Origin of the sequence: Rhizobium sp. BK289 (assembly GCF_014193575.1) — a bacterium.
GTDB lineage: Bacteria > Pseudomonadota > Alphaproteobacteria > Rhizobiales > Rhizobiaceae > Rhizobium > Rhizobium tropici_C.
On record NZ_JACHZO010000008.1, the window covers coordinates 187,429 to 207,708 of the forward strand.

General features: G+C 60.0%; 16 protein-coding genes and 1 riboswitch. Of the genes, 9 read left to right on the top strand and 7 right to left on the bottom strand.

Features of this window, described 5'->3' with window-relative positions:
- Nucleotides 1–56 precede the first annotated feature (56 nt).
- Nucleotides 57–1,316: a cyclopropane-fatty-acyl-phospholipid synthase family protein gene (locus FHT84_RS17425; protein ID WP_169644637.1), complete on the top strand. Its 1,260-nt coding sequence runs from the start codon at nt 57–59 to the stop codon at nt 1,314–1,316.
- A gap of 100 nt (nt 1,317–1,416) precedes the next feature.
- On the opposite strand, the gene FHT84_RS17430 is transcribed toward FHT84_RS17425, so the two are convergent.
- A complete protein-coding gene (locus tag FHT84_RS17430) occupies nt 1,417–1,851 on the bottom strand; it encodes an Ig-like domain-containing protein (protein ID WP_183763275.1) in 435 nt (144 codons plus the stop codon).
- A gap of 297 nt (nt 1,852–2,148) precedes the next feature.
- On the opposite strand from FHT84_RS17430, the gene FHT84_RS17435 reads away from it, so the two are divergent.
- Together FHT84_RS17435 and ubiA are read left to right on the top strand one after the other, a co-directional pair.
- A complete protein-coding gene (locus FHT84_RS17435) occupies nt 2,149–2,931 on the top strand; it encodes a MipA/OmpV family protein (protein WP_285166310.1) in 783 nt (260 codons plus the stop codon).
- Between the two features lie 177 nt (nt 2,932–3,108).
- On the top strand, nt 3,109–4,071 hold the full coding sequence (gene ubiA / locus FHT84_RS17440; protein WP_183763282.1) for a 4-hydroxybenzoate octaprenyltransferase: 963 nt from the start codon (nt 3,109–3,111) through the stop codon (nt 4,069–4,071).
- Between the two features lie 121 nt (nt 4,072–4,192).
- On the opposite strand, the gene FHT84_RS17445 is transcribed toward ubiA, so the two are convergent.
- Nucleotides 4,193–4,759: a DUF6101 family protein gene (locus FHT84_RS17445; RefSeq protein ID WP_112341146.1), complete on the bottom strand. Its 567-nt coding sequence runs from the start codon at nt 4,757–4,759 to the stop codon at nt 4,193–4,195.
- A gap of 318 nt (nt 4,760–5,077) precedes the next feature.
- On the opposite strand from FHT84_RS17445, the gene FHT84_RS17450 reads away from it, so the two are divergent.
- Together FHT84_RS17450 and FHT84_RS17455 are read left to right on the top strand one after the other, a co-directional pair.
- Nucleotides 5,078–7,585 (top strand): DUF1217 domain-containing protein, encoded by a 2,508-nt coding sequence (locus tag FHT84_RS17450; protein ID WP_183763285.1) that lies wholly within the window; start codon nt 5,078–5,080, stop codon nt 7,583–7,585.
- Between the two features lie 221 nt (nt 7,586–7,806).
- Nucleotides 7,807–10,785 (top strand): DNA translocase FtsK, encoded by a 2,979-nt coding sequence (locus FHT84_RS17455; protein ID WP_183763288.1) that lies wholly within the window; start codon nt 7,807–7,809, stop codon nt 10,783–10,785.
- Between the two features lie 298 nt (nt 10,786–11,083).
- Here the strand turns inward: FHT84_RS17455 and FHT84_RS17460 are convergent, their stop codons facing one another.
- Nucleotides 11,084–11,635 (bottom strand): MOSC domain-containing protein, encoded by a 552-nt coding sequence (locus tag FHT84_RS17460; protein ID WP_112341148.1) that lies wholly within the window; start codon nt 11,633–11,635, stop codon nt 11,084–11,086.
- A gap of 72 nt (nt 11,636–11,707) precedes the next feature.
- Here FHT84_RS17460 and phnF point away from each other — a divergent pair, with 72 nt between their 5' ends.
- Nucleotides 11,708–12,442 (top strand): phosphonate metabolism transcriptional regulator PhnF, encoded by a 735-nt coding sequence (gene phnF, locus FHT84_RS17465; protein ID WP_169644643.1) that lies wholly within the window; start codon nt 11,708–11,710, stop codon nt 12,440–12,442.
- A 3-nt stretch (nt 12,443–12,445) separates the two neighbouring features.
- On the opposite strand, the gene FHT84_RS17470 is transcribed toward phnF, so the two are convergent.
- Genes FHT84_RS17470 through FHT84_RS17480 form a run of 3 tightly spaced genes read right to left on the bottom strand, consistent with a single transcriptional unit; the run spans nt 12,446 to nt 15,561 of the window.
- Nucleotides 12,446–13,876, bottom strand: a complete 1,431-nt coding sequence (locus tag FHT84_RS17470) for an FAD-binding oxidoreductase (protein ID WP_183763291.1) — start codon at nt 13,874–13,876, stop codon at nt 12,446–12,448.
- A gap of 33 nt (nt 13,877–13,909) precedes the next feature.
- Nucleotides 13,910–14,884, bottom strand: coding sequence for an L-threonylcarbamoyladenylate synthase (locus FHT84_RS17475; protein WP_112341151.1), 975 nt, complete (start codon nt 14,882–14,884; stop codon nt 13,910–13,912).
- A 59-nt stretch (nt 14,885–14,943) separates the two neighbouring features.
- The gene (locus FHT84_RS17480) at nt 14,944–15,561 is read right to left on the bottom strand and encodes a DUF6656 family protein (protein WP_112341152.1); all 618 of its coding nucleotides are present in this window, start codon (nt 15,559–15,561) and stop codon (nt 14,944–14,946) included.
- Between the two features lie 101 nt (nt 15,562–15,662).
- Here FHT84_RS17480 and FHT84_RS17485 point away from each other — a divergent pair, with 101 nt between their 5' ends.
- From FHT84_RS17485 to FHT84_RS17495, 3 genes are all read left to right on the top strand, one after another.
- Nucleotides 15,663–16,064, top strand: coding sequence for an ACT domain-containing protein (locus tag FHT84_RS17485; RefSeq protein WP_112341153.1), 402 nt, complete (start codon nt 15,663–15,665; stop codon nt 16,062–16,064).
- Nucleotides 16,065–16,282: 218 nt separating this feature from the next.
- A riboswitch (cobalamin riboswitch) is annotated at nt 16,283–16,487 on the top strand.
- Nucleotides 16,488–16,583: 96 nt separating this feature from the next.
- Entirely contained in the window at nt 16,584–17,828 is a 1,245-nt protein-coding gene (locus tag FHT84_RS17490; RefSeq protein WP_112341154.1) for an aromatic ring-hydroxylating dioxygenase subunit alpha, read from the top strand.
- Nucleotides 17,829–17,830: 2 nt separating this feature from the next.
- Complete coding sequence (locus FHT84_RS17495) at nt 17,831–18,919, top strand: hybrid-cluster NAD(P)-dependent oxidoreductase (protein WP_112341155.1); 1,089 nt, start codon at nt 17,831–17,833, stop codon at nt 18,917–18,919.
- A gap of 109 nt (nt 18,920–19,028) precedes the next feature.
- On the opposite strand, the gene FHT84_RS17500 is transcribed toward FHT84_RS17495, so the two are convergent.
- Entirely contained in the window at nt 19,029–20,039 is a 1,011-nt protein-coding gene (locus FHT84_RS17500; protein WP_112341156.1) for a GH25 family lysozyme, read from the bottom strand.
- Nucleotides 20,040–20,280: the final 241 nt, after the last annotated feature.

Below are 20,280 nucleotides of genomic sequence, written 5' to 3' on the forward strand. Positions count from 1 at the left end.
AATGCTGGGAGGCGTTAAAGTTGCCTTAATGTCATGTCATAACATTCGAGGCGTCCATGGCGTCGACCCTTTTTCCTCTCGTCCAGAAAATCATCCGCAAAGGTTCACTCAGGCTTACGCTCGCATCCGGCGAGACCCATATGGTCGGCGACGGAACTGGCGAGACGGTGGCCGTCCGGTTTGCCGATCAGCAGGCTGAAGATGCCGTCGCACGCGATCCGACGCTCAAGCTCGGCGAAATGTATATGGAAGGCCGCTTCATCCTCGAGCAGGGGGACATTTACGAGTTCCTGTCGCTGGTGAAGCAGAACACCACCAATGAGGTCTTCGATTTCCGTATGGCGGCGCTGCTGGTCGGCCGCATCGCCTGGCAGCAGATCAAGAGCCGCTCGCCGATCAATCGCAACAAGCACAATGTTGCGCATCACTACGATCTGTCGGCGAAGCTCTTCGATCTCTTCCTCGATGAGGATTGGCAATATTCCTGCGCCTATTTCAATCCGCCCGGCATCAGCCTGGATGAAGCGCAGGTCGCCAAGAAGCGCCATATCGCCGCCAAGCTTCTGGTCGAGCCCGGCCAGAAGGTGCTGGAGATTGGTTCCGGCTGGGGCGGCATGGCCATGTATCTCGCCGAGGCCTATCCGGGCCTCGACGTGACAGGCATCACGCTCAGCGAAGAGCAGCTGAAAGTATCACGCGAAAGGGCGGCCAAGCGTGGCCTCTCCGATCGCGTCCGCTTCGAGCTGCAGGACTATCGCTACATGACCGGCAAGAAATTCGACCGTATCGTCTCGGTCGGCATGTTCGAGCATGTCGGCATCGGCGACTACGGCAAGTTCTTCGGCAAGGTTTCGGAGCTGCTTGATGATAATGGCGTCATGCTGCTGCACTCCATCGCACGCCCGAAGCCGAGTTTTGCCACCAACGCCTTCATCGAAAAGTATATTTTCCCGGGCGGCTACATCCCGTCGATCGGCGAGACCACGCCGCCGCTGGAAAAGGCCGGCTTGCTCACGCGAGACGTCGAGACCCTGCCGATGCACTATGCCTATACGCTGAGGCATTGGCGCAACCGCTTTGTTGCGCGCAAGGCCGATGCCGTCGCGCTCTATGACGAAAAGTTTTTCCGCATGTGGGAGTTCTATCTGGCCGGCTCGGAAATGGGCTTCCGCTGGGATGAGCTCTTCATCATGCAGCTCCAGATCACCAAGAACCAGTTCGCCGTGCCGGACAACCGCAATTACATCGCGGAGCGCGAGGCGAAACTGAAGGAATTCGAGGCTGGGCGTGCGCCTTTGGAGAAGGTTACGTTCTGAGCTGAGGGTCTGAAACCAAGGTGGCACTTACGCCGGCGACATGACAAGATGCGCCGGCGTTTCTTATTCCAGGCTTCAGCCGGTACGGCACGCTCTGAACTTATTTGACAACGTGAATCTTCAAAGTGTGCTCGGCAACGCCATTTGCTGCATTCAGCCCCGTCATCCGGATCGTGAATTGATCGGCGCCGGCAAAGCCGGCATCGGGCGTATAGTAGACGATGGTGCCTTCCGCCGATTTGCCATTGCACATATGCATGGGTTCATCGCTCGGGAAATGCGCCTTTACGGATCCGTGAGTGATCTCCACCTTGCCGTGACTGCTCGGCTTGACGATCGCAGTATAGGGATAGGACGAGAATGTGCAGTCAGGTTTCAGAAACGAAACCGACATGACCTGGGTTCTCTTGCCTGCCCGGATGCTTCCCTTCGTCTCAGTTTGTTTCGCCCCGCCGATCGGGGCACTGACGCAGCCGGATAGCGCTATGGCGGCGCTGAGGGACAGACCTAAGGAAATCAGGGATATGGTCTTCATTGGTTGCTCTTCTTTGAAAATCGGGGGCTGCAAAATGGCGAGCACCAAAGGAAATGCCGGCCATTACCTATGATTGAGTAGCTCATGCGATAATTAAATCACCGCGACAGATTGGCGCATCTCAAGGGATCCGGCGCTTCAAGCTGATTTTGACATTCTTCGCGGATTCAGCGCCTTGTGGTTAAGAGAGCGGTAACGCGATCCGAATAATTTGCGGCAACTCCGGGGCTGCGTTCATAGCCCCTGTAATGCGTATCATGGAGTTGCAGTGTGGTTGCAAAGTCGCGTTTTCTTTTCATTTTCGGCCTCTCCGTCGCCTATGCCGGCGCTGCCTCCGCAGGCGATGGCCAGCATTTCTGGTCAGGGGACTGGTATCTAAGCGTCGGTGCAGCCGGTTTCTCCGCGCCAAAGTTCGAAGGCGGCAAGCACAATAAGCTGCAGTGGTCGCCGTTGGTCTCGATCGGCCGGCAGGGTCCCGGGCCGCGTTTCTCCTCGCGCAATGACAATCCGTCCTTCGCCCTGATCGAGAGCGATGCCTTCCGCATCGGTATCGTTGGCAAGTTCGTGCCGAGCCGCGACAGCAGCGATGGGCGCGAGTTGAGGGGGCTGAAGAAGGTGAAATGGGGCGCTGAAGCCGGCGGTTTCGCCGAAGCCTATCCCACGGACTGGCTGCGCGCCCGCATCGAAGTCCGCCAGGGCATTCGCTCGCACAGCGGCCTCGTCGCCGATACGGCCATCGATGCCTTCACCGATATTACGCCAGAATTGCGCCTGTCGGGTGGTCCGCGCGTGACGATGGCCACCAACGACTATTTTGATACCTATTACGGCGTCAATGCGCGCGAATCGGCTGCGTCCGGCCTCAGCGGCTACAAGCCGGGCGGCGGGGTGAAGTCCGTCGGCGTCGGCGGCGCCTTGACCTGGAAGGCATCGGAAAACTGGACCACCAGCACCTTCCTGGAATACACGCGCCTTACCGGCCCGGCTGCCGACAGCAGCCTCGTGCGCGAGCGGGGCGACCGCAACCAGCTGCTGATCGGCCTCTCGGCCAGCTACAAGTTCAATTTCACCACGCATTGAGAAATACGCAGGTGAGAGCATGATGCCAAAAGTGTTCGAGCGGCTTTCGGACGGTATCATGCTCTAATTCTTTGATTCTAGTGCGGATTCGGATTTTATACCGCTGCGACCTAAAATCATCCGACTCTAACGCGCCGCCGCTTGACCTCCGGCGCCGGATGTCACTACTACTCTTCTATGCAAAAGACAGGCGACATCAATGGGCGCGTTGCCGACGCGCCATCCGGCAACTGGGTCTATCGCGTCCTGCCTCCGTGGCTGTGGCCCTATGCCCAGCTTGCGCGCTGGGACAGGCCAATCGGCTGGCAGCTCCTGATGTGGCCGTGCTTCTGGTCGGTCGGACTCGCCGCCAATGCCTCCGTCGTCGTCGGGCAGGGCTCGCCGGGCTTCGTGATGATCTATCACCTGCTCCTCTATTTCATCGGCGCTGTCGCCATGCGCGGCGCCGGCTGCGCCTATAATGATCTGGTCGATCACGAGATCGACATGTCGGTCGCGCGCACGCGCTCGCGCCCGCTGCCTTCCGGCCGCGTGACCCGCACGCAGGCCAAGGTCTTCATCGCACTGCAGGCCGTGGTCGGCCTGCTGGTGCTGCTGCAGTTCAATTGGTTTGCCGTCATTCTCGGCGTGTTGTCGCTTGCGATTGTCGCGCTCTATCCTTTCGCCAAGCGCTTCACCGACTGGCCGCAATTCTTCCTCGGCCTTGCCTTTTCCTGGGGTGCCCTGATGGGCTGGGCCGGCCTCTTCGGCAGCCTGTCCTGCGCTCCGATGGTGTTGTACGTCGCCTCCATCCTGTGGACGATCGGCTATGACACGATCTACGCACATCAGGACAAGGAAGATGACGAACTCATCGGTGTACGCTCGACGGCCCGGCTCTTCGGCGACCAGACGCGTCTGTGGCTCGTCGGCCTTTATGGCGCGACCCTGCTGCTGATGCTGGTGTCCTTCGCGCTGGCCGGAACGAACTGGCTTGCCTATCTCGGCCTGTTTGTAGCTGGCGGCATGTTGGCCTACCAGATTGCCGTGCTTGACATCAAAGATGGCGAGCAATGCCTTGCCCTGTTCAAATCGAACAATCGCGTCGGCCTGATCATCTTTGCCGGTCTCTTCCTGTCGTTCCTGTTGCTGATTCCCTGAGAGGGCAGTTCCGAGCTGAAGTGGCCAGCAACATTTTGCTGACACCATAAAAGCTTCGGCCGCGGGATTGTTCGTCCCACGGCCGGTCTTTCTGAACGACTTGATTTCGAGCCTGTGCGGCTCAATGCCTTGCGATGATCTCGCGGCCTTCGATCTTCATCTTGACGCCGAGCTTGCCCGTCGTGCGGCGCACGAGGAAGCGCGGGCGGCGATCGGCGAAATAGGAGTGGCGCCGGCGCGGCTGGCTGTCCTGCGAGCGGACGCCGCCGAGATGTTCTTCGAGCGGGCGGGCAACCCCGTCAGCTTCGATCATCAGCATCGGAATGCGGAAGGCTTCCGACCAGGAGCGCCAGTCGGCGGCGATATCGCTCAAGTCGTGAGCGACGAGAAGGGGGATGCAGAGATCCGGATCGGAATGATGCAGCTCCAGTGTCACGGTGACTTCGCCGTCGCCATGGTCGATGGCGCGGGCGGCGACACCCTTGAAGGCACGTTTCGGCAGGGCGACGGACAGCGGCAGGCCACTGGACGGCAGGATCTTGCGCAGCACCGCGCCACGCTCGTCGATCGTAATGGTGACATCACCCGCGGCACCTTGCATGGCATAGCTGACCTGTTGCGGGAAGCGCGCCGGATCAAGCCGCAGTGTGGTTCCAGCCCAATCGGGCTTCAGGACGGTATTTGTCATCGATTTCTCTACCCTTGCTTTACCTGAGAGCCGGTTGTTCCGGTCTTCTCTCGGAGAACTTCTGTCCTCTCGTTGTTGGGCAGATTAGGCGCCGTCCCTTCCAGACAGCTTAAAAATCGAGGTTAAGAAAACTTTGCGTCCTCAAATGGTTAGCAAAATCGAATCCATCAGGGTTTCCATAAGATGAACACACGGCAGGGAAGTGCGCCAATATAGTACACGCATAAGGCGAGGTCGTGTAAGTCTCAGGTAAGGTTTACATGCAATAATGGCAGCTAGATTCGTCCTCTATATTAGAGATCTATTGGGATTCTGCTGATGATTTCCACTTATCTTGGTTATACGATCGCAACCAGAGATATGGCGACCTCGCTCAACCAGGTGGCATCACAGTCGCAAAACAAGCGTTTGATCGACTATTACAACGCCAATATCGGCAAAGTAACCGATGTCGATGACTTCCTGAATGACTACCAGCTATACAGTTACGCGATGGAAGCCTACGGGCTTTCGGACATGACCTATGCCAAGGCGTTTATGAAACAGGTGCTGACGAGCGACCTCAGCGACTCCAGCAGTTTCGCCAATAAGCTGACCGATCCGCGCTACAAGGAAATGGCGGCCGCGTTCAATTTCGGCACGGGCAGCACGAATACGGCACAGACCGGCACGCAGGAAGACGATCTCATCGGCCTTTATCAGCAGTCGTTTACGAATGAGGAAACGGCCGCGGCGACCGAGACGAGCTATTACAGCCAGAATATCAGCGCCGTTAAGACGGTCGATGATCTCCTCGGCAATGCCCGCCTGCGCAATTATGTCCTGCAGGCCTATGGCATCGATCCGACCTATGCCTCGAACTCGATTCTGAAGCAGATGCTGACGAGCGATCCCAGCGACCCCAACAGCTATGTCAATCAGAATGGCAGCGCCGCCGACAAGGCGATGGTCGCGGAATTCAATTTCAACGCCGACGGCACGGTCAAGACATCGACCGCGGACAGTGATACGGCCTATTACGAGGCCAATATCGGCAAGATCACCTCGGTCGATCAGCTGACGTCCAATCTGCAGCTGTTCCAATACGTCAAGACGGCATTCAATATCCCCGCCTACATCACGGCCGATCAGTTCAACGCTTCGGCCAAGGATGCAGGGACGGCGAGTTCGAACGGGCTGACGGATGTCATGGCCCAGTTCAACTTTGAGAGCGATGGAACGGTCGCCTCCGGCTCGCAGGCGCAGACCGCGGGTCAGATCAGTGCCACAACGGCGGCCTATGCCGCAAACTATCCGGGAGGACCCCAGACCCTCGGCCAGCAGGCCGATGTGATGAGCGCCTATAATTCCACCGTGCCCTCCTTCGTCACGAGCGTCGGTGCGGCCGACAATGACCTCTACTACAAGAACCACATCGGTTCGATCACCTCCGTCGACCAACTGACCTCGGATACGCGCCTCTTCGATTACATCAAGCAGGCCTACAACATCGATCCGACAACGCCGGCGGTCGTCTTCAAGAATGCTTTCGCCGATCCGTCGACCGCCGCCATCTTCGGCCTGACCGATGTCGTTTCGCAGTTCAATTTCCAATCGGACGGCACCCTCGCTTCCGGCCAGACCGCGCAGTCACAGGATGAGATCGACGCGGCATCCAAGGCCTATATGAGCACCTACAAGTCGTCGCAGTCGGCGCTGACGACGGATGCCGTCAACAACTACAAGAACCGCATCGCCGACGTGAAGACCATCAAGGATTTCTTCACGAGCAACACGGCCGACAGCGATTCCTCCAACGACAGTGCGCCGGAACTCTACGAGATGGCGCTGCGGGCTTATGGCATCGGCGAGGACGAAGTCACGAAGTCGCAGCTGACGAAGATCCTCGAAAGCGATCCCTACGATCCGAAGAGCTATGTCAACTCGCTGAAGGATCCGCGCTTTACCGAGCTTGCCAAGGCCTTCAACTTCGACAGCAAGGGTAATCTGAAGGCGCCCGTCCAGTCTCTGTCGCAGACGCAGATCAACAGCTATATCTCCGATTATTCCAGCCGGACTAGGACCGGCCTGACGGGTGCCGAGCTGACCAAGGCGACCAGCGATGCCAAGGACGCCGGCACCTATTTTGCGACCAATATCGTCAAGATCACCAGTGTCACGGATCTGCTGGCCGACAGCAAACTGACCAATTTCATCCTGACCGCCAACGGCATCGATCCCAAGACCGTCGATACGGCGACGTTGAAGAAGGCGTTTGCTTCCGATCCGTCCGATCCGAAAAGCTTCATCAACACGAATGACGGCGCCAAATTCAAGAGCATCGTCGAGGCCTTCAATTTCGGCACCGACGGCAACCTGACGGACAGCAAGCTCGGCGCGGCGCAAAACCAGGGCGCTCTTGCGGCGACCAATGATCTCTTCCTGCATCAAACGCTGGAAGATCAGCAAGGCGAGACCAATGCCGGCGTGCGCCTGGCCCTCTACTTCCAGCGCAAGGCGTCGGATATCAATTCGGTTTACGACATCATGGGCGATCCGGCGCTTTATGAAGTCATTACCACGACCTACAACTTGCCGAGTTCGATCTCCAACATGGATGTCGATACCCAGGCCAAGATGCTGAGCAAATTCATCGACGTTACCGACCTGCAGGATCCCGACAAGGTCACCAAGCTGCTGCAGCGATTCTCCGCGATGTACGACCTTGAGAACAAGACGACCTCCTCGACATCGCCGGCACTTTCGATTCTCACGGGCTCCTCTTCCGGCTCCGGCATCAGCGCCGACACGCTGTTTTCCATCGCGCAACTGTCCTCATCGCGATAGCAGGCTCCAGCAAAAAATTTAACCGGTCTTCCCTTCCCCGTTCCGTGCGGGGAAGGGGCCGCCATGCGCTTGTTTCCGTAGGATTTTCTGGGATGCGCAGGTCCGTTCGACGGGTGCAGGATGGCTGCTTTCCACAACGGCAGGAAGGAACTTATTAACCATCCTTGCCCTATTCGATTTGGGAAGCCAACGGCAATATCAATGACTGGGTTGCAGGTCTCATGCGTCTTTCCCGAACGACACTTTCCAATGCGTCTCAAGGCGTCCAGCCGGAGGGCGATCTCGACCCGGAGCAGGCGGCCGAAGAGGCACGCCGGGCCGAGCAGATCGCTGCTCGCCGTGCCTTCCTGGAAGAGAAGATTCGCAACGCCCGCGAAGCCAAGCGCAAGGCTGAAGAGCAGCGCCGCGCCGAGGAAAAGCGCCTTGCCGAAGAGGTAAGGAGGCGCACCGCCGCCGCGCCGCCGCCGGTCGTGGAAGCGCTCAAGGCAGCCGCCGCTACGAGCGAGCAGGAAATGCCGGTTCTGCCGCAGGGAATCTCCGCGGAAGACCTCGCATCACCGGATTGGCAAAACGCGTTCCTGATGGGTCCCAACGTGCGCTTCACCCGCACGCGCGAAAACGAAATCATCAGCCGTCGCCCGCCGGTCGAGCCGAAGGCCGAGGTTCGGCAACAGGTCTCCGCGCACGCTACCATGCGCGTGATGGAGCCGCCGGTTGTCGAGGCGGCCGCAACCCCGCCCGCAACCATCGTTCCGTCCGCGCGGACGGACGAATTCCATCTGCCGCCGCTGGAGGACATGCCCTTTGCGGTGCAAAACTACATGCCGACAGTAATTCAGAATTCCCCGGCAACCGAGCCGGACGCATTGGAGATGACCGTTATCGCTACCGCATTTTCGAAAGCTCCCGCGATCGCGCTGGATGCTTCCCCTGTTCAGTCGAGTGTTCCCGAGTCCCTAGCCGCGCCTGTGGTCGAGTCGCGTCTTGCCCATCTTTCCGATTTCGCTTTCTGGGATGCGATGCCGTTCGACGGTGAGTTCGTCTCCGCCCTCAAGGGTGAGCCGAAGCAGCCGGCGACGCCGTCCAAGCCGGAAGTCGATGCTGAATCGATCATCGCCAAGTTCCGCGTCGTCGAGTGCCGTCGCCCGACTGTCGCCGTCGAGGCGCAGCCTGTCGTCATGTCGGCTCCGGCGGTCGAAGTTGCGGCACCCGCCGAACCCGCTTCCAGCCAGGCGGCGGCGCATTTGAGCAACCCCGCCCTGGATGAACTCGCCGCATTGGAAGCCGTCGTTTTGGCTCCCGCCATCGAAGAAACGCCGGTCGTCGCTGAAGCTCCTCCAGCCGAGCAGCAGATTGTGGCGGAGCCGGCCGAGACATTCGTCCCGCCTGCCTTTGTCACCACCGTTTATGGCGCTGAAAGCGCTCCTGCCGTCGAAACTCGCCCCGCTCCGGTCATGGTTGTGGCACCAATGCCGGCGAAAGTCGCCGCTCCGGCTGCCGTTGAACCGGTCGCCAAGGCTGTATCCACCATTCCAGCGGTCGAGGCCGCTGCTCAGCGTTTGATCGATGCTCCACCGTCGCCGATCTCGCCGCGCCGGCCCGTCTCCCTGACGCCGCCCGAATGGCGCCCGATCGCCCGTACTATGGACGGCGAATACGAACTGCCGCCGCGTGAATTGCTGCAGGAACCCGTTGCCCGTTCCGGCGTGATCATGACGCAGGAAACGCTGGAGCAGAATGCCGGCTTGCTGGAAAGCGTGCTGGAGGATTTCGGCGTCAAGGGCGAGATCATCCATGTCCGTCCCGGCCCGGTCGTCACTCTCTATGAATTCGAACCGGCGCCCGGCGTCAAATCCTCGCGCGTCATCAATCTCGCCGACGATATCGCTCGTTCGATGTCGGCCCTCTCGGCCCGCGTCGCCGTCGTTCCCGGCCGCAATGTCATCGGCATCGAACTGCCGAACGTCAATCGCGAGACGGTCTATTTCCGCGAGATGATCGATTCGCCCGATTTCGAGAAGAGCGGTTACAAGCTGGCGCTCGGCCTCGGCAAGACGATCGGCGGCGAGCCGGTCATCGCCGAACTTGCGAAGATGCCGCATCTGCTCGTGGCCGGCACCACCGGCTCGGGTAAATCCGTCGCGATCAATACGATGATCCTGTCGCTGCTCTATCGCATGACGCCGGAGCAGTGCCGTCTGATCATGGTCGATCCGAAGATGCTCGAACTCTCCGTCTATGACGGCATTCCGCACCTCCTGACCCCCGTCGTCACCGATCCCAAGAAGGCCGTCATGGCGCTGAAGTGGGCGGTGCGCGAAATGGAGGATCGCTACAAGAAGATGTCGCGTCTCGGCGTGCGCAATATCGACGGCTACAACAGCCGCGTTGCCTCCGCCAAGGAAAAGGGCGAGACGATCCACGTCATGGTCCAGACCGGCTTCGACAAGGGCACTGGTGCCCCGATCGAGGAGCAACAGGAAATGGACCTGACGCCGATGCCTTACATCGTCGTCATCGTCGACGAAATGGCCGATCTGATGATGGTCGCTGGCAAGGAGATCGAAGGTGCGATCCAGCGTCTGGCACAGATGGCGCGTGCCGCAGGTATCCATCTGATCATGGCGACGCAGCGTCCGTCCGTCGACGTCATCACCGGCACGATCAAGGCGAACTTCCCGACGCGCATCTCCTTCCAGGTGACGTCGAAGATCGACAGCCGCACGATCCTCGGCGAGCAGGGTGCCGAACAGCTCCTCGGCCAGGGCGACATGCTGCACATGGCCGGCGGCGGCCGTATCTCCCGTGTCCACGGCCCCTTCGTTTCGGATGAGGAAGTCGAGAAGGTCGTGGCGCACCTGAAACTGCAGGGCCGTCCGGAATATCTCGACACGGTCACCGCCGACGAGGATGAAGAAGACGAGGAAGAAGATACGGCCGTCTTCGACAAGGGTGCGATTGCCTCGGAAGACGGCGACGATCTCTACGAGCAGGCGATCAAGGTGGTCATGCGCGACAAGAAGTGCTCGACCTCCTACATCCAGCGCCGCCTCGGCATCGGCTACAACCGCGCTGCATCTCTTGTCGAGCGCATGGAAAAGGACGGTCTGGTCGGCCCCGCCAACCATGTCGGCAAACGCGAGATCATCTCCGGCAACCGCAATGGCGGCGGCAATTCGGGCAATGAGGATTTCGATTGATCCAGCTGGGGGGCGACGCTGGCCGCGGTCGTCGCGGAGAGTGCGCACCCCCTCTGTCCCTATCGGGACATCTCCCCCACAAGGGGGGAGATTACCGGCCCACAGCACTCTTTCGCCTCAAGCTGATATCGCGTCTGTTGAAATCGAAGTTCTGTTTTTAACGAGCGCGGCCGTCAAACTCCCAACGATCTCCCCCCTTGTGGGGGAGATGTCACGAAGTGACAGAGGGGGTCTCGGACGCTCGGCATATTCAAAGCTGACTTCTCCCTGCACAGAACGCATCACATCGATCTCGATATCAAACGCGCTCAAGCTTCACATGCGGCAGTGGCGGCAGCTCGACGCGGATCGCATCATTGCGCTGCACCCGGCCGCCCTGTACGACAATACTCATGATCCCCGCCTTGCGGACCAGACCGCCGTCGGCATCCTTGTCGAGCACCGCGTGCAGCAAGCCCTTCCGGAAATTGTCGATCTGCTTGCAGGGGTTGCGCAGGCCCGTGACCTCGACGATCGCTTCCGCGCCGATATGCAGGCGTGTCCCCTGGGGCAGCGAGAGCAGGTCGATCCCTCGGGTCGCAATGTTCTCGCCCATGTCACCCGGCGAAACGGAAAAACCCTTTTCAGTAAGCTCGTCGAACAGCTCTTCCTGAATGAGGTGCACCTGGCGCAGGTTGGGTTGGGTCGGATCGATCGCGACGCGTGAGCGATGCTTCACCGTCACCCCCATATGCGCGTCGCCCTCCACGCCGAGCCCGGTCAGTAGTTGAATGTAATGTTTGGTCTGCTTGCTGAACTCGTGCACGCCGCTGCTGCTGACCGAAGTCACATATATGCGCTTGTCGCCCATGCCGAACCCTTCCATAAATGATCTGGATCTTTATAAATTGGTATATACCAATTTCAAGGCGACAGTATTGTGATGGACGAGAAAAATCGACAGGGCGAAGGCGCAAAAGTTGCTGGAGGCTGGGTGAGCGTTGCCGCGGAACTCCGACGCGCTATCGACAAGGGCAGTCATGCTCCAGGCAGTCGCCTGCCGAGCGAGCGGACCCTGTCCGAACAATTCGGCGTCTCCAGGGTGACGATGCGGCGTGCGATCGCAGAACTGGAAGGGGAGGGCTTGCTGCGAGTGGCGCGCGGCAGCGGCGCCTATGTCCGCGCCGACATGCCCGTCCGTTTCCAATTGGGCGACAAGGTGCGGTTCAGCAAGGATCTGACTGCGACGGATGCGAACCTCACGCGCAAGGTTTTCTCGGCGAAGGAGGGGCCGGCATCCGCCGATATCGCCGCAAGGCTGAATTTGCAGCCGGGCGAGGCCGTGCTGGACATGTGCCTGGTCGCCTATGCCGATGCACTTCCCGTCTCGGTCGTCATGCGCAGCTGCTCGGCAAAGCGCTTCCCCGGTCTAGCGGAGAAGTTCGCCGCAATGGGCTCGTTCACGGCAGCCCTGAGAGATTATGGCGTGACGGATTATTGGCGGCGCTCCACCGACATCACGGCGCGCATGCCGACTGAAGCCGAAGCACGCCTGCTGCAGCAATCGCGCCTGACACCAGTGCTGGCCTATGCCGGCGAGGATATTGATGCCGATGGTACCGTCATTTCCTGCCAGATCGGCTGCTTCGCTTCCGAGCGGGTCGTCGTCACGGTCTAAACCTCAGATATTGAGGACCTTGCCCGGATTCATGATGCCTGCCGGGTCGAAGGCCGTTTTGATCCGCCGCATCAGGTCGATCTCGATATCGGAGCGGATCGAAGCCAGTTCGTCGCGCTTCAGCTGGCCGATGCCGTGCTCGGCGGAGATCGAACCGCCATGCTGCAGAACAAGCCCGTGCACGATCTTGTTGATCTCGCGCCAGCGGCCGATGAACTCGGCCTTGTCGGCGCCGACGGGTTGCGAGATGTTGTAGTGGATATTGCCGTCGCCCATGTGGCCGAAGGCGCAGACGCGCGCGCCGGGCATGGCGGCGACAACGGCCTTTTCGGCTTCCGCCATGAATTGGGGGATTTGCGCGACCGGCACGGAAACATCGTGCTTGATCGAGCCGCCCTCCGGCTTCTGGGCGTCCGACATGCTCTCGCGCATATGCCAGATGGCCTTCTGCTGCGCTTCGGAGCTGGCGATGGTCGCATCCTGCACCAGACCGTCTTCGTAGCCCTTTTCCAGCAGCGTCGTCATCATCCGCTCGGCCGTTTCGGCCGAATCCGAGGTGGAGATGTCGATCAGCACATACCAGGGATGGGTCGTCTCCAGCGGATCGCGCACGCCCGGAATATGTCGCGTGGTGAATTCGACGCCGATGCGCGGCATCAGCTCGAAGCCGGTCAGCGCCGTGCCGCAGAGGCTGGAGGCATTCTTGAATAAAGTCAGCGCGTCATCGACCGATTGCAGGCCGGCAAAGGCCACCTGATGGCCGAGCGGCTGCGGAAAGAGTTTTAGCACTGCGCCGGTGATGACCCCGAGCGTGCCTTCCGCGCCGATGAAGAGATCGCGCAGATCGTAGCCGGTATTGTCCTTCTTCAAACGGCGCAGGCCGTTCCAGATCTCGCCCGTGGGCAGCACGACTTCGAGGCCGAGGCAGAGCTGGCGCATATTGCCATAGGCGAGAACGGCCGTGCCCCCGGCATTGGTGGAAAGATTGCCGGCGATGCGGCAGGAGCCTTCGGAACCGAGCGAAAGCGGAAACATGCGGCCGTGCTCGGCCGCAGCCTTATGAACATCGGCGAGAACGCAGCCGCCGTCGACGATCATGGTATTTCCGACCGGATCGATATCGCGCACGCGGTTCATGCGTTCCAGCGACAGGATGATGTCCGAGCCGCCCTCGCGCGGCGTCTGGCCCCCGACAAGGCCGGTATTGCCGGTCTGCGGAACGATGGCCGCGCCGGTTTCGCTGGCAAGCTTGAGGATGGCCGAAACCTCTTCCACCGAGCCGGGCTTCAGCAGCATCGGCGAGGCACCGTGATAGAGCCCGCGATTTTCTACGAGATGTGGCGCGATTTCCGCAGGGTCCCGCACGGCATGTTTTTCGCCGACGATGGCGGTGAAGCGGTCGAGAAGGTCGGAAGAGGGGGCGGAGCTGCTCATGGCGTGTCCTTTGCCTGATGGTGTCGGGCGGATTTATTCTCTGGGCGCGGCCGCACGGCGCAGCCGGTCGTTGATGGCCTCGCCGAGGCCCTCGTCAGGAATATGCGAAAAAGCAATGGTCGCGGCTCCCGTAGCATCGGCGCGCTTCATGAAATCGAAAAGATTCGCGGCGGCTTCCGAGAGATCGCCGTTGGCGCTCAGATCCAGCACGGCAATAGCCTTTTCGGTGCCAGGAATATCAGGCGTCCCGAAGCGGATCAGCACCTCGCTTGCGGAAACCTCCGTCGCGTCGAGCCGCACCGCCGCTCCCGGCGCATAATGCGAGGCTAGCATGCCGGGTGCCTCAATGGCAGCCGAAGCCTTTTTCTTGCGCTTCAGCGCCTTGCCGGCCACCCGTTCGATCTCGCTTGCCGCGAGGCCACCCGGCCGCAGGAGGCGCATCTCGCCATCCTCGACCTTGACGATGGTCGACTCCACGCCGACAGCTGACGCTCCGGCGTCGAGGATGAGCGTGATCCGCTCCCCGAGGTCGTCACTAACATGATCGGCGCTTGTGGCGCTGATCTTGCCCGAAGTATTGGCGCTCGGCGCCGCAAGCGGCCGGTCGAAGGCGCGGATCAGCTCGCCGGCAAAGCCCTGCGGTACGCGGATGCCGACCGTGTCGAGGCCGGCGGTCGCCAGCGGATGGATGCCGCTGTCGGATCTCAGCGGCAGCACCAGCGTCAGCGGGCCGGGCCAGAAGGCTTCCGCCAATTTACGGGAGATAGGATCGAAGACCGCATAGCGTTCGGCCATGGCGAGATCACTCATGTGGCAGATCAGCGGATTGAAGCGCGGACGGCCCTTCGTCTCGTAGATCCGGGTAATCGCGGCAGGATTGGTGGCATCGGCGGCAAGGCCGTAGACCGTCTCCGTCGGCAGTCCGATCGGCAGCCCCTCGGCAAGGGTCGCCGTCGCCACTTCTATCGCCGTTTGCGGATGTTCGAGAATATCTATGTGTCGTGCCATGGCCTGCCTGCTTGCAGTTCAGGCCGTTTCTTATGCTCTTCGAGTTTTCGGATCAATCGTCAAAGCTGGCGAATGATGTCGCGAAGCTGCTCGTTGCGGGCGCCGAGGAGAAGAACATTGCGGATGGCGATCTGCGGATCGTGGGTATGAAAAAGCACGCCATTGCCGCGGATGTCGCGGTTGATCGTCAGCTTCTTGTCTTCGGCTTGCCTGTCCGGATGGATGGCGACGGCGAAATACATCCGCGAATATTTCAGGCTGATGTCTTCGAAGAAGTTCTCTTCCTGGCCGATGCGGGCAAAGAAGTTGGCGATATAGAAAGCCCAGTTCACTTCCTCATATCGTGCGAACTGCGTCCGCGCCGCCGTGACATGGCAATAGCCGAGATGCGGCGTGTCTTTCAGCGTATGATGAAAGATAAGCTTCGGAAAGCGGATGGACTTATGGAAGTTGTTGAGCCGGTCATGGGTCTTTTCGCCGGCATTCCTTAGCTTCTGTGCCGTACGCTCAGCCACCTGTTCATGGGTGAGGTATTCCCGCTCTTCCGCCAGCCAATGCGGCCTGTTGCGGTTGATGCGGCCGGTGCGCAGGAATTCGCTGTACCCCGTCGTCGATACCGGTGGCGCCGGTTCGGGCTCGGCGGGCTTCCCAGCGTCGAAATATCTGAGTTTGGCCATGCCGGATCTCGCTTTAGATGTCTCTGGACGGCATTGTAGAGGGAATAGCTTGAGCCGGGCTTAACCGTTTTGAGACGCCGAACCTTGAGGAGACAGAGAACATGCCTGGAATAATCGATCTCAAGCAGCTTCTGTCCGAGATGAAACCGAATCTCGCCGAGGGCGAATTCGTCTATTGCAGTGTGCCGGCATCGACACTGGCGGATCATTTGCATCTGGATCCGATCGGGCTGTTCCGGGAAAAGGAGGGTGTGACGCTGATCCTTCCGCTGGAGACGGCCCGCATGGCGGGATTTCCAGCCGCTCCCGCCATGCGCATGATCACGCTCGAAGTGCATTCGTCCCTGGAGGCGGTCGGACTCACCGCAGCCTTTGCCACGGCCCTTGGAAATGAAGGCGTTAGCGCCAATGTCGTCGCGGCCTATTACCACGATCACATCTTCGTTCCGGCCGCCGACGCGGATCGCGCCATGACCGCGCTGCTGGCGCTTGCCGCCACCTAGGCGACCCGTCGATAACAGCCCTGTCGCATTCAGGATAAAGCGTCATCAGTTAGGGGCGGATTGACCGCATGCCCGCATTTTGGTGCGGCCGTATAAGCGATTGAATTATTTTTCTATATCGCTTCTTTCTGGAACCGTCCCGGCGTCCCGTTTCGCCTGTCGTCAATTTCGAAGCCGATGTCGCATTGCAGCACAGCGGGCGCTCGGGCCGAGCGATATGATGACATCAATCTCAAGGTGCCGTCTGCTAGGGAGACGGAGAATTGGGAAGCCGGTCAAAATCCGGCGCTGCCCCCGCAACGGTGGTGGAGTGAGGCATGGCGAATAAAGCCACTGGGTCGATCGACCTGGGAAGGTGCCATGGGGCTCTGGAAACAGGGCCGCTCCAGAGCCCGGAAACCAGCCTTGGGCACATATGGTTTACTGACCGCGGCGGGCGGCCGGGACATTGCTTTCGGCTGTCTTCAACCAGCCATGCATGTCCTTCGCCCGTTTCCTGGTACTGCGAAGGATAGGCAAATGGATATCGGCAGCAAAGTTCTGCGGCAATTGAAGAACCACCGGACAGGTTTCAGCCTGGAGCAACCATTCTATACCGACCCGGATTACTTCAAACTCGATATGGAGACGATCTACTATCGCGACTGGCTGTTCATCGGTCATGATTGCGAAGTGCCGCGCGCGGGCAACTACTTCACCGTCCAGATCGGCGATTATCCCGTCGTCATCGTCCGTGGCCGCGATCAGGTCATCCGCGCCTTCCACAACAGCTGTCGCCATCGCGGCTCGCGTGTCTGCACCACCGAGCGCGGCTCCTCGGCGAAGCTCGTCTGCCCTTATCACCAGTGGACCTACGAGCTCGACGGCTCGCTGCTCTTTGCCCGTCAGATGGCCGAGGATTTCGACAAGAGCCAGTATTCGCTGAAGCCGGTTCACTGCGAAAGTGTCGGTGGCTACATCTTCATCTGCCTGGCGCAGAACGCTCCGGATTTCGCACCGGTTCGCGCCACGATCGAGCCCTACATGGCCCCACACCGCATCAGCGAAGCCAAGGTCGCCTTCCAGAGTACCATCATCGAAAAGGGCAACTGGAAGCTCGTCTGGGAAAATAACCGCGAATGCTATCATTGCGCGGCCAACCACCCCGAACTTTGCCGCACCTTCCCGGAAGCGCCGACCGTGACCGGCGTGCAGGGCGCGATGAGCGATCCTGTCATCACCGAGCACTGGCAGCGCTGCGAAGCTGCCGGACTGCCGAGCGAGTTCAAGATTTCGCCGGATGGCCAGTTTCGCGCCGCGCGCATGCCGCTGATCGAAGGAGCCGAGAGCTACACCATGTCCGGCCAGAATGCCGTCAGGCGGCCGCTTTCACCGGATGTGACGATCAATGGCATCGGCACGATGCTGCTGTTCCACTACCCGACCACGTGGAACCACATGCTCGGCGACCATGCGATTTCCTTCCGTGTCCTGCCGATCAGTGCCGAGGAAACCGCCGTCACCACGAAGTGGCTCGTCCACAAGGATGCCGTCGAGGGCGTCGACTACAATCTCGAGGAATTGACCCACGTCTGGACCGAAACCAACGATCAGGATCGCCGCATCGTCGAGGAAAACGCCTTCGGTATCCGCTCGCCGGCCTATGAGCCTGGCCCCTATTCGGAAATCCACGAAGGCGGCGTCATGCAATTCGTCGAATGGTACACGACGTTCATGATCAACCGGCTGCAGGGTGACCAGTCCAAGCTGTCGGCGGTTGCCTGAGCATGAACATGACCGTCTCCCTTCCGCATCGTCACCTCGATCAGATGCAGCCCTGGAATGACAGGCAGCATGTGCTCGAATGCCTCTCGGCAACGCCCGAAGCGCCCGAAGTGATGACCTTCACGTTCCGCTCCGACAAGGATAACTGGTTCCGCTATCTGCCGGGCCAGTTCGTGACGCTGGAGCTGCCCACGGCTCCGGAGCCGGTCATGCGCACCTATACGCTGTCGTCGACGCCGTCGCGGCCCTTCTCGGTCGCCGTGACGGTGAAGGCGCAGAAGGACAGCATCGGCACGCGCTGGATGTTCGAGAACCTGAAGCCCGGCATGCGCATCAAGGCGTTCGGCCCGCTCGGCGATTTCAGTCATATCCGTCATCCCGGCGAGAAATACCTCTTCATCTCCGCCGGCTCCGGCATCACGCCGATGATGTCGATGACCCGCTACATGTCCGATACCGCGCCGCTGTCTGATATCACCTTCGTCAACTGCTCGCGCGGCCCGGCCGATATCATCTTCCGGTCCGAGCTCGAATATCTCGCGCGCTTCATGCCGAACCTCAATCTCGGCTTCATCGTCGAGGGCTGCGGCCGCACCGATCTCTGGTCGGGATTGAAGGGACGCATCGACAAGGCGAAGATCGGCCTGCTGGCGCCCGATTTTATGGATCGGACGATCTTCTGCTGCGGCCCGGAAGTCTTCATGGATGCCGTGCGCTCCATGCTGGAAGCCCATGGCTTCGACATGTCGCGCTACCATCAGGAAAGCTTCCAGCCGGCCAATGCGGCGACACCGCTTGCGGAGGTTTCCGATGATGCATCGGGCGAGGCCGCGACGACGATTCGCTTCACCATGGCTGGCAAGGATGTCGTCTGCGCGGCGGGACAGACCGTGCTTCAGGCGGCGCGCGGTGCCGGCGTGCGCATCGGTGCGGCCTGCGAATCGGGGCTCTGCGGCACATGCCGGGTGTTGAAGCTTTCGGGCGAAGTCGAGATGAGCCACAATGGCGGCATCCTCGATGACGAGATCGACGAGGGCTATATCCTCGCCTGCTGTTCGCGTCCGAAGACGGACGTCCAGGTCGAGGCCTAGAGCCGGACGATTTTAGGTCTATTCGACCTAAAATTTGAATCCGCTCTAGAAGCAAAGAAGTAGAGCGTGATGTTGTCCGAAAACCGCCCACACTTTTCGGCATCACGCTCTAGAAATCCTGATAGTTCAGCTCGTTGATCTCGACCGGCGTCGATTGCGGCGTTGACGCCGTGACGACCGGGTCGATATCGGCCACGAGCGAAACGAGCGTCTGCCGCGGCCCGTTGCACATCCGTGCAAGCGCGATCGTCAGGTCCGGCGCGGGCAGCGGCTTGGCCGGCAGGAGATCGCCCTGGGGCCAGACCTTGGCGAGCTGAACCTTCGTCATCGGCACGACATTGACATCGATGTCGGTGAGCGTGCCCGGCACGCGATAGGGACAGCTCTTCTCCGAGCAATTGTCCGAAGAAGCGAACTGCCAGATGGCATAATTGTCCCAGTTGCCGAGCGGGAATGTGCCTTTCAAATCCGGCTTGTAGCGCGCATACCACAAGGGCAGCCGCGACAGCAGCGGATAGGTGCCGCGGTGGTCGGCTATGTATCGCGCCGTGTTGTGATTGACGTAGAGAATGGGGTAGCGGCCGGTTCTGACCTTGATGTGGGCGACGTAGATCTGCGCATCGTCGAGTGACATGAACTGTGTCGTGTCCATGCCGTCGATATCGAGCACCATCAACTCATCGGGCTGCGGATCGGCATAATCGAGAAAATGATTGGCCTGATTGATCGGATTGCCGGGTCGCCCCAGATGATAGGCGCCCCACAACAGGCCATTCGCCTTTGCCAGCATGCGCCGCGTCTGGAACAGCTCGCGGCTGACAGCATATTTGCGCCACATCGTCCTACAATGGGCCACCGTATCGCCGCCGTGGTCCCCGGTGCAGCTGAAGCTTTCGGGCAACCCGTCTGAGGCCTTGGAGATGAAGCCGGCTATCCGTTTGTCCTGTAGAAACGCGTTCCAGTCGATGGTGTTCAGCTCGTAAGCATCGACGATCAGGGCGTTTTTGGGATCGCCCCAGGGCTGGCTTTCACCGGCCGAAGGCTTGGAGACCGGCCCCATCAGGGTCAGGATCGTCAGCAAGCCGTAAATGAGGAGGTTACTCTTTCGGTATCCTTTCATGAAATAATAGTAAGGATTGCTGGTTAATCTTGGGTTAAGAAAGCGATCACTATAAATTCATCGTGGAGCCCCTCGTAACTCCTTAAATCGGTAGGGATTTGAGGAACTAAATAACGCGCTGCCGCGTTTCTTGCCATCTATTCGGATATGCGACGAAGCAGGCGGCGAAACCTTGCTCGGGAAGCATTCCCGACATGAAACGCTACAGGCTTGAGTACAAGTCGAACCAGGGAATGGAGAT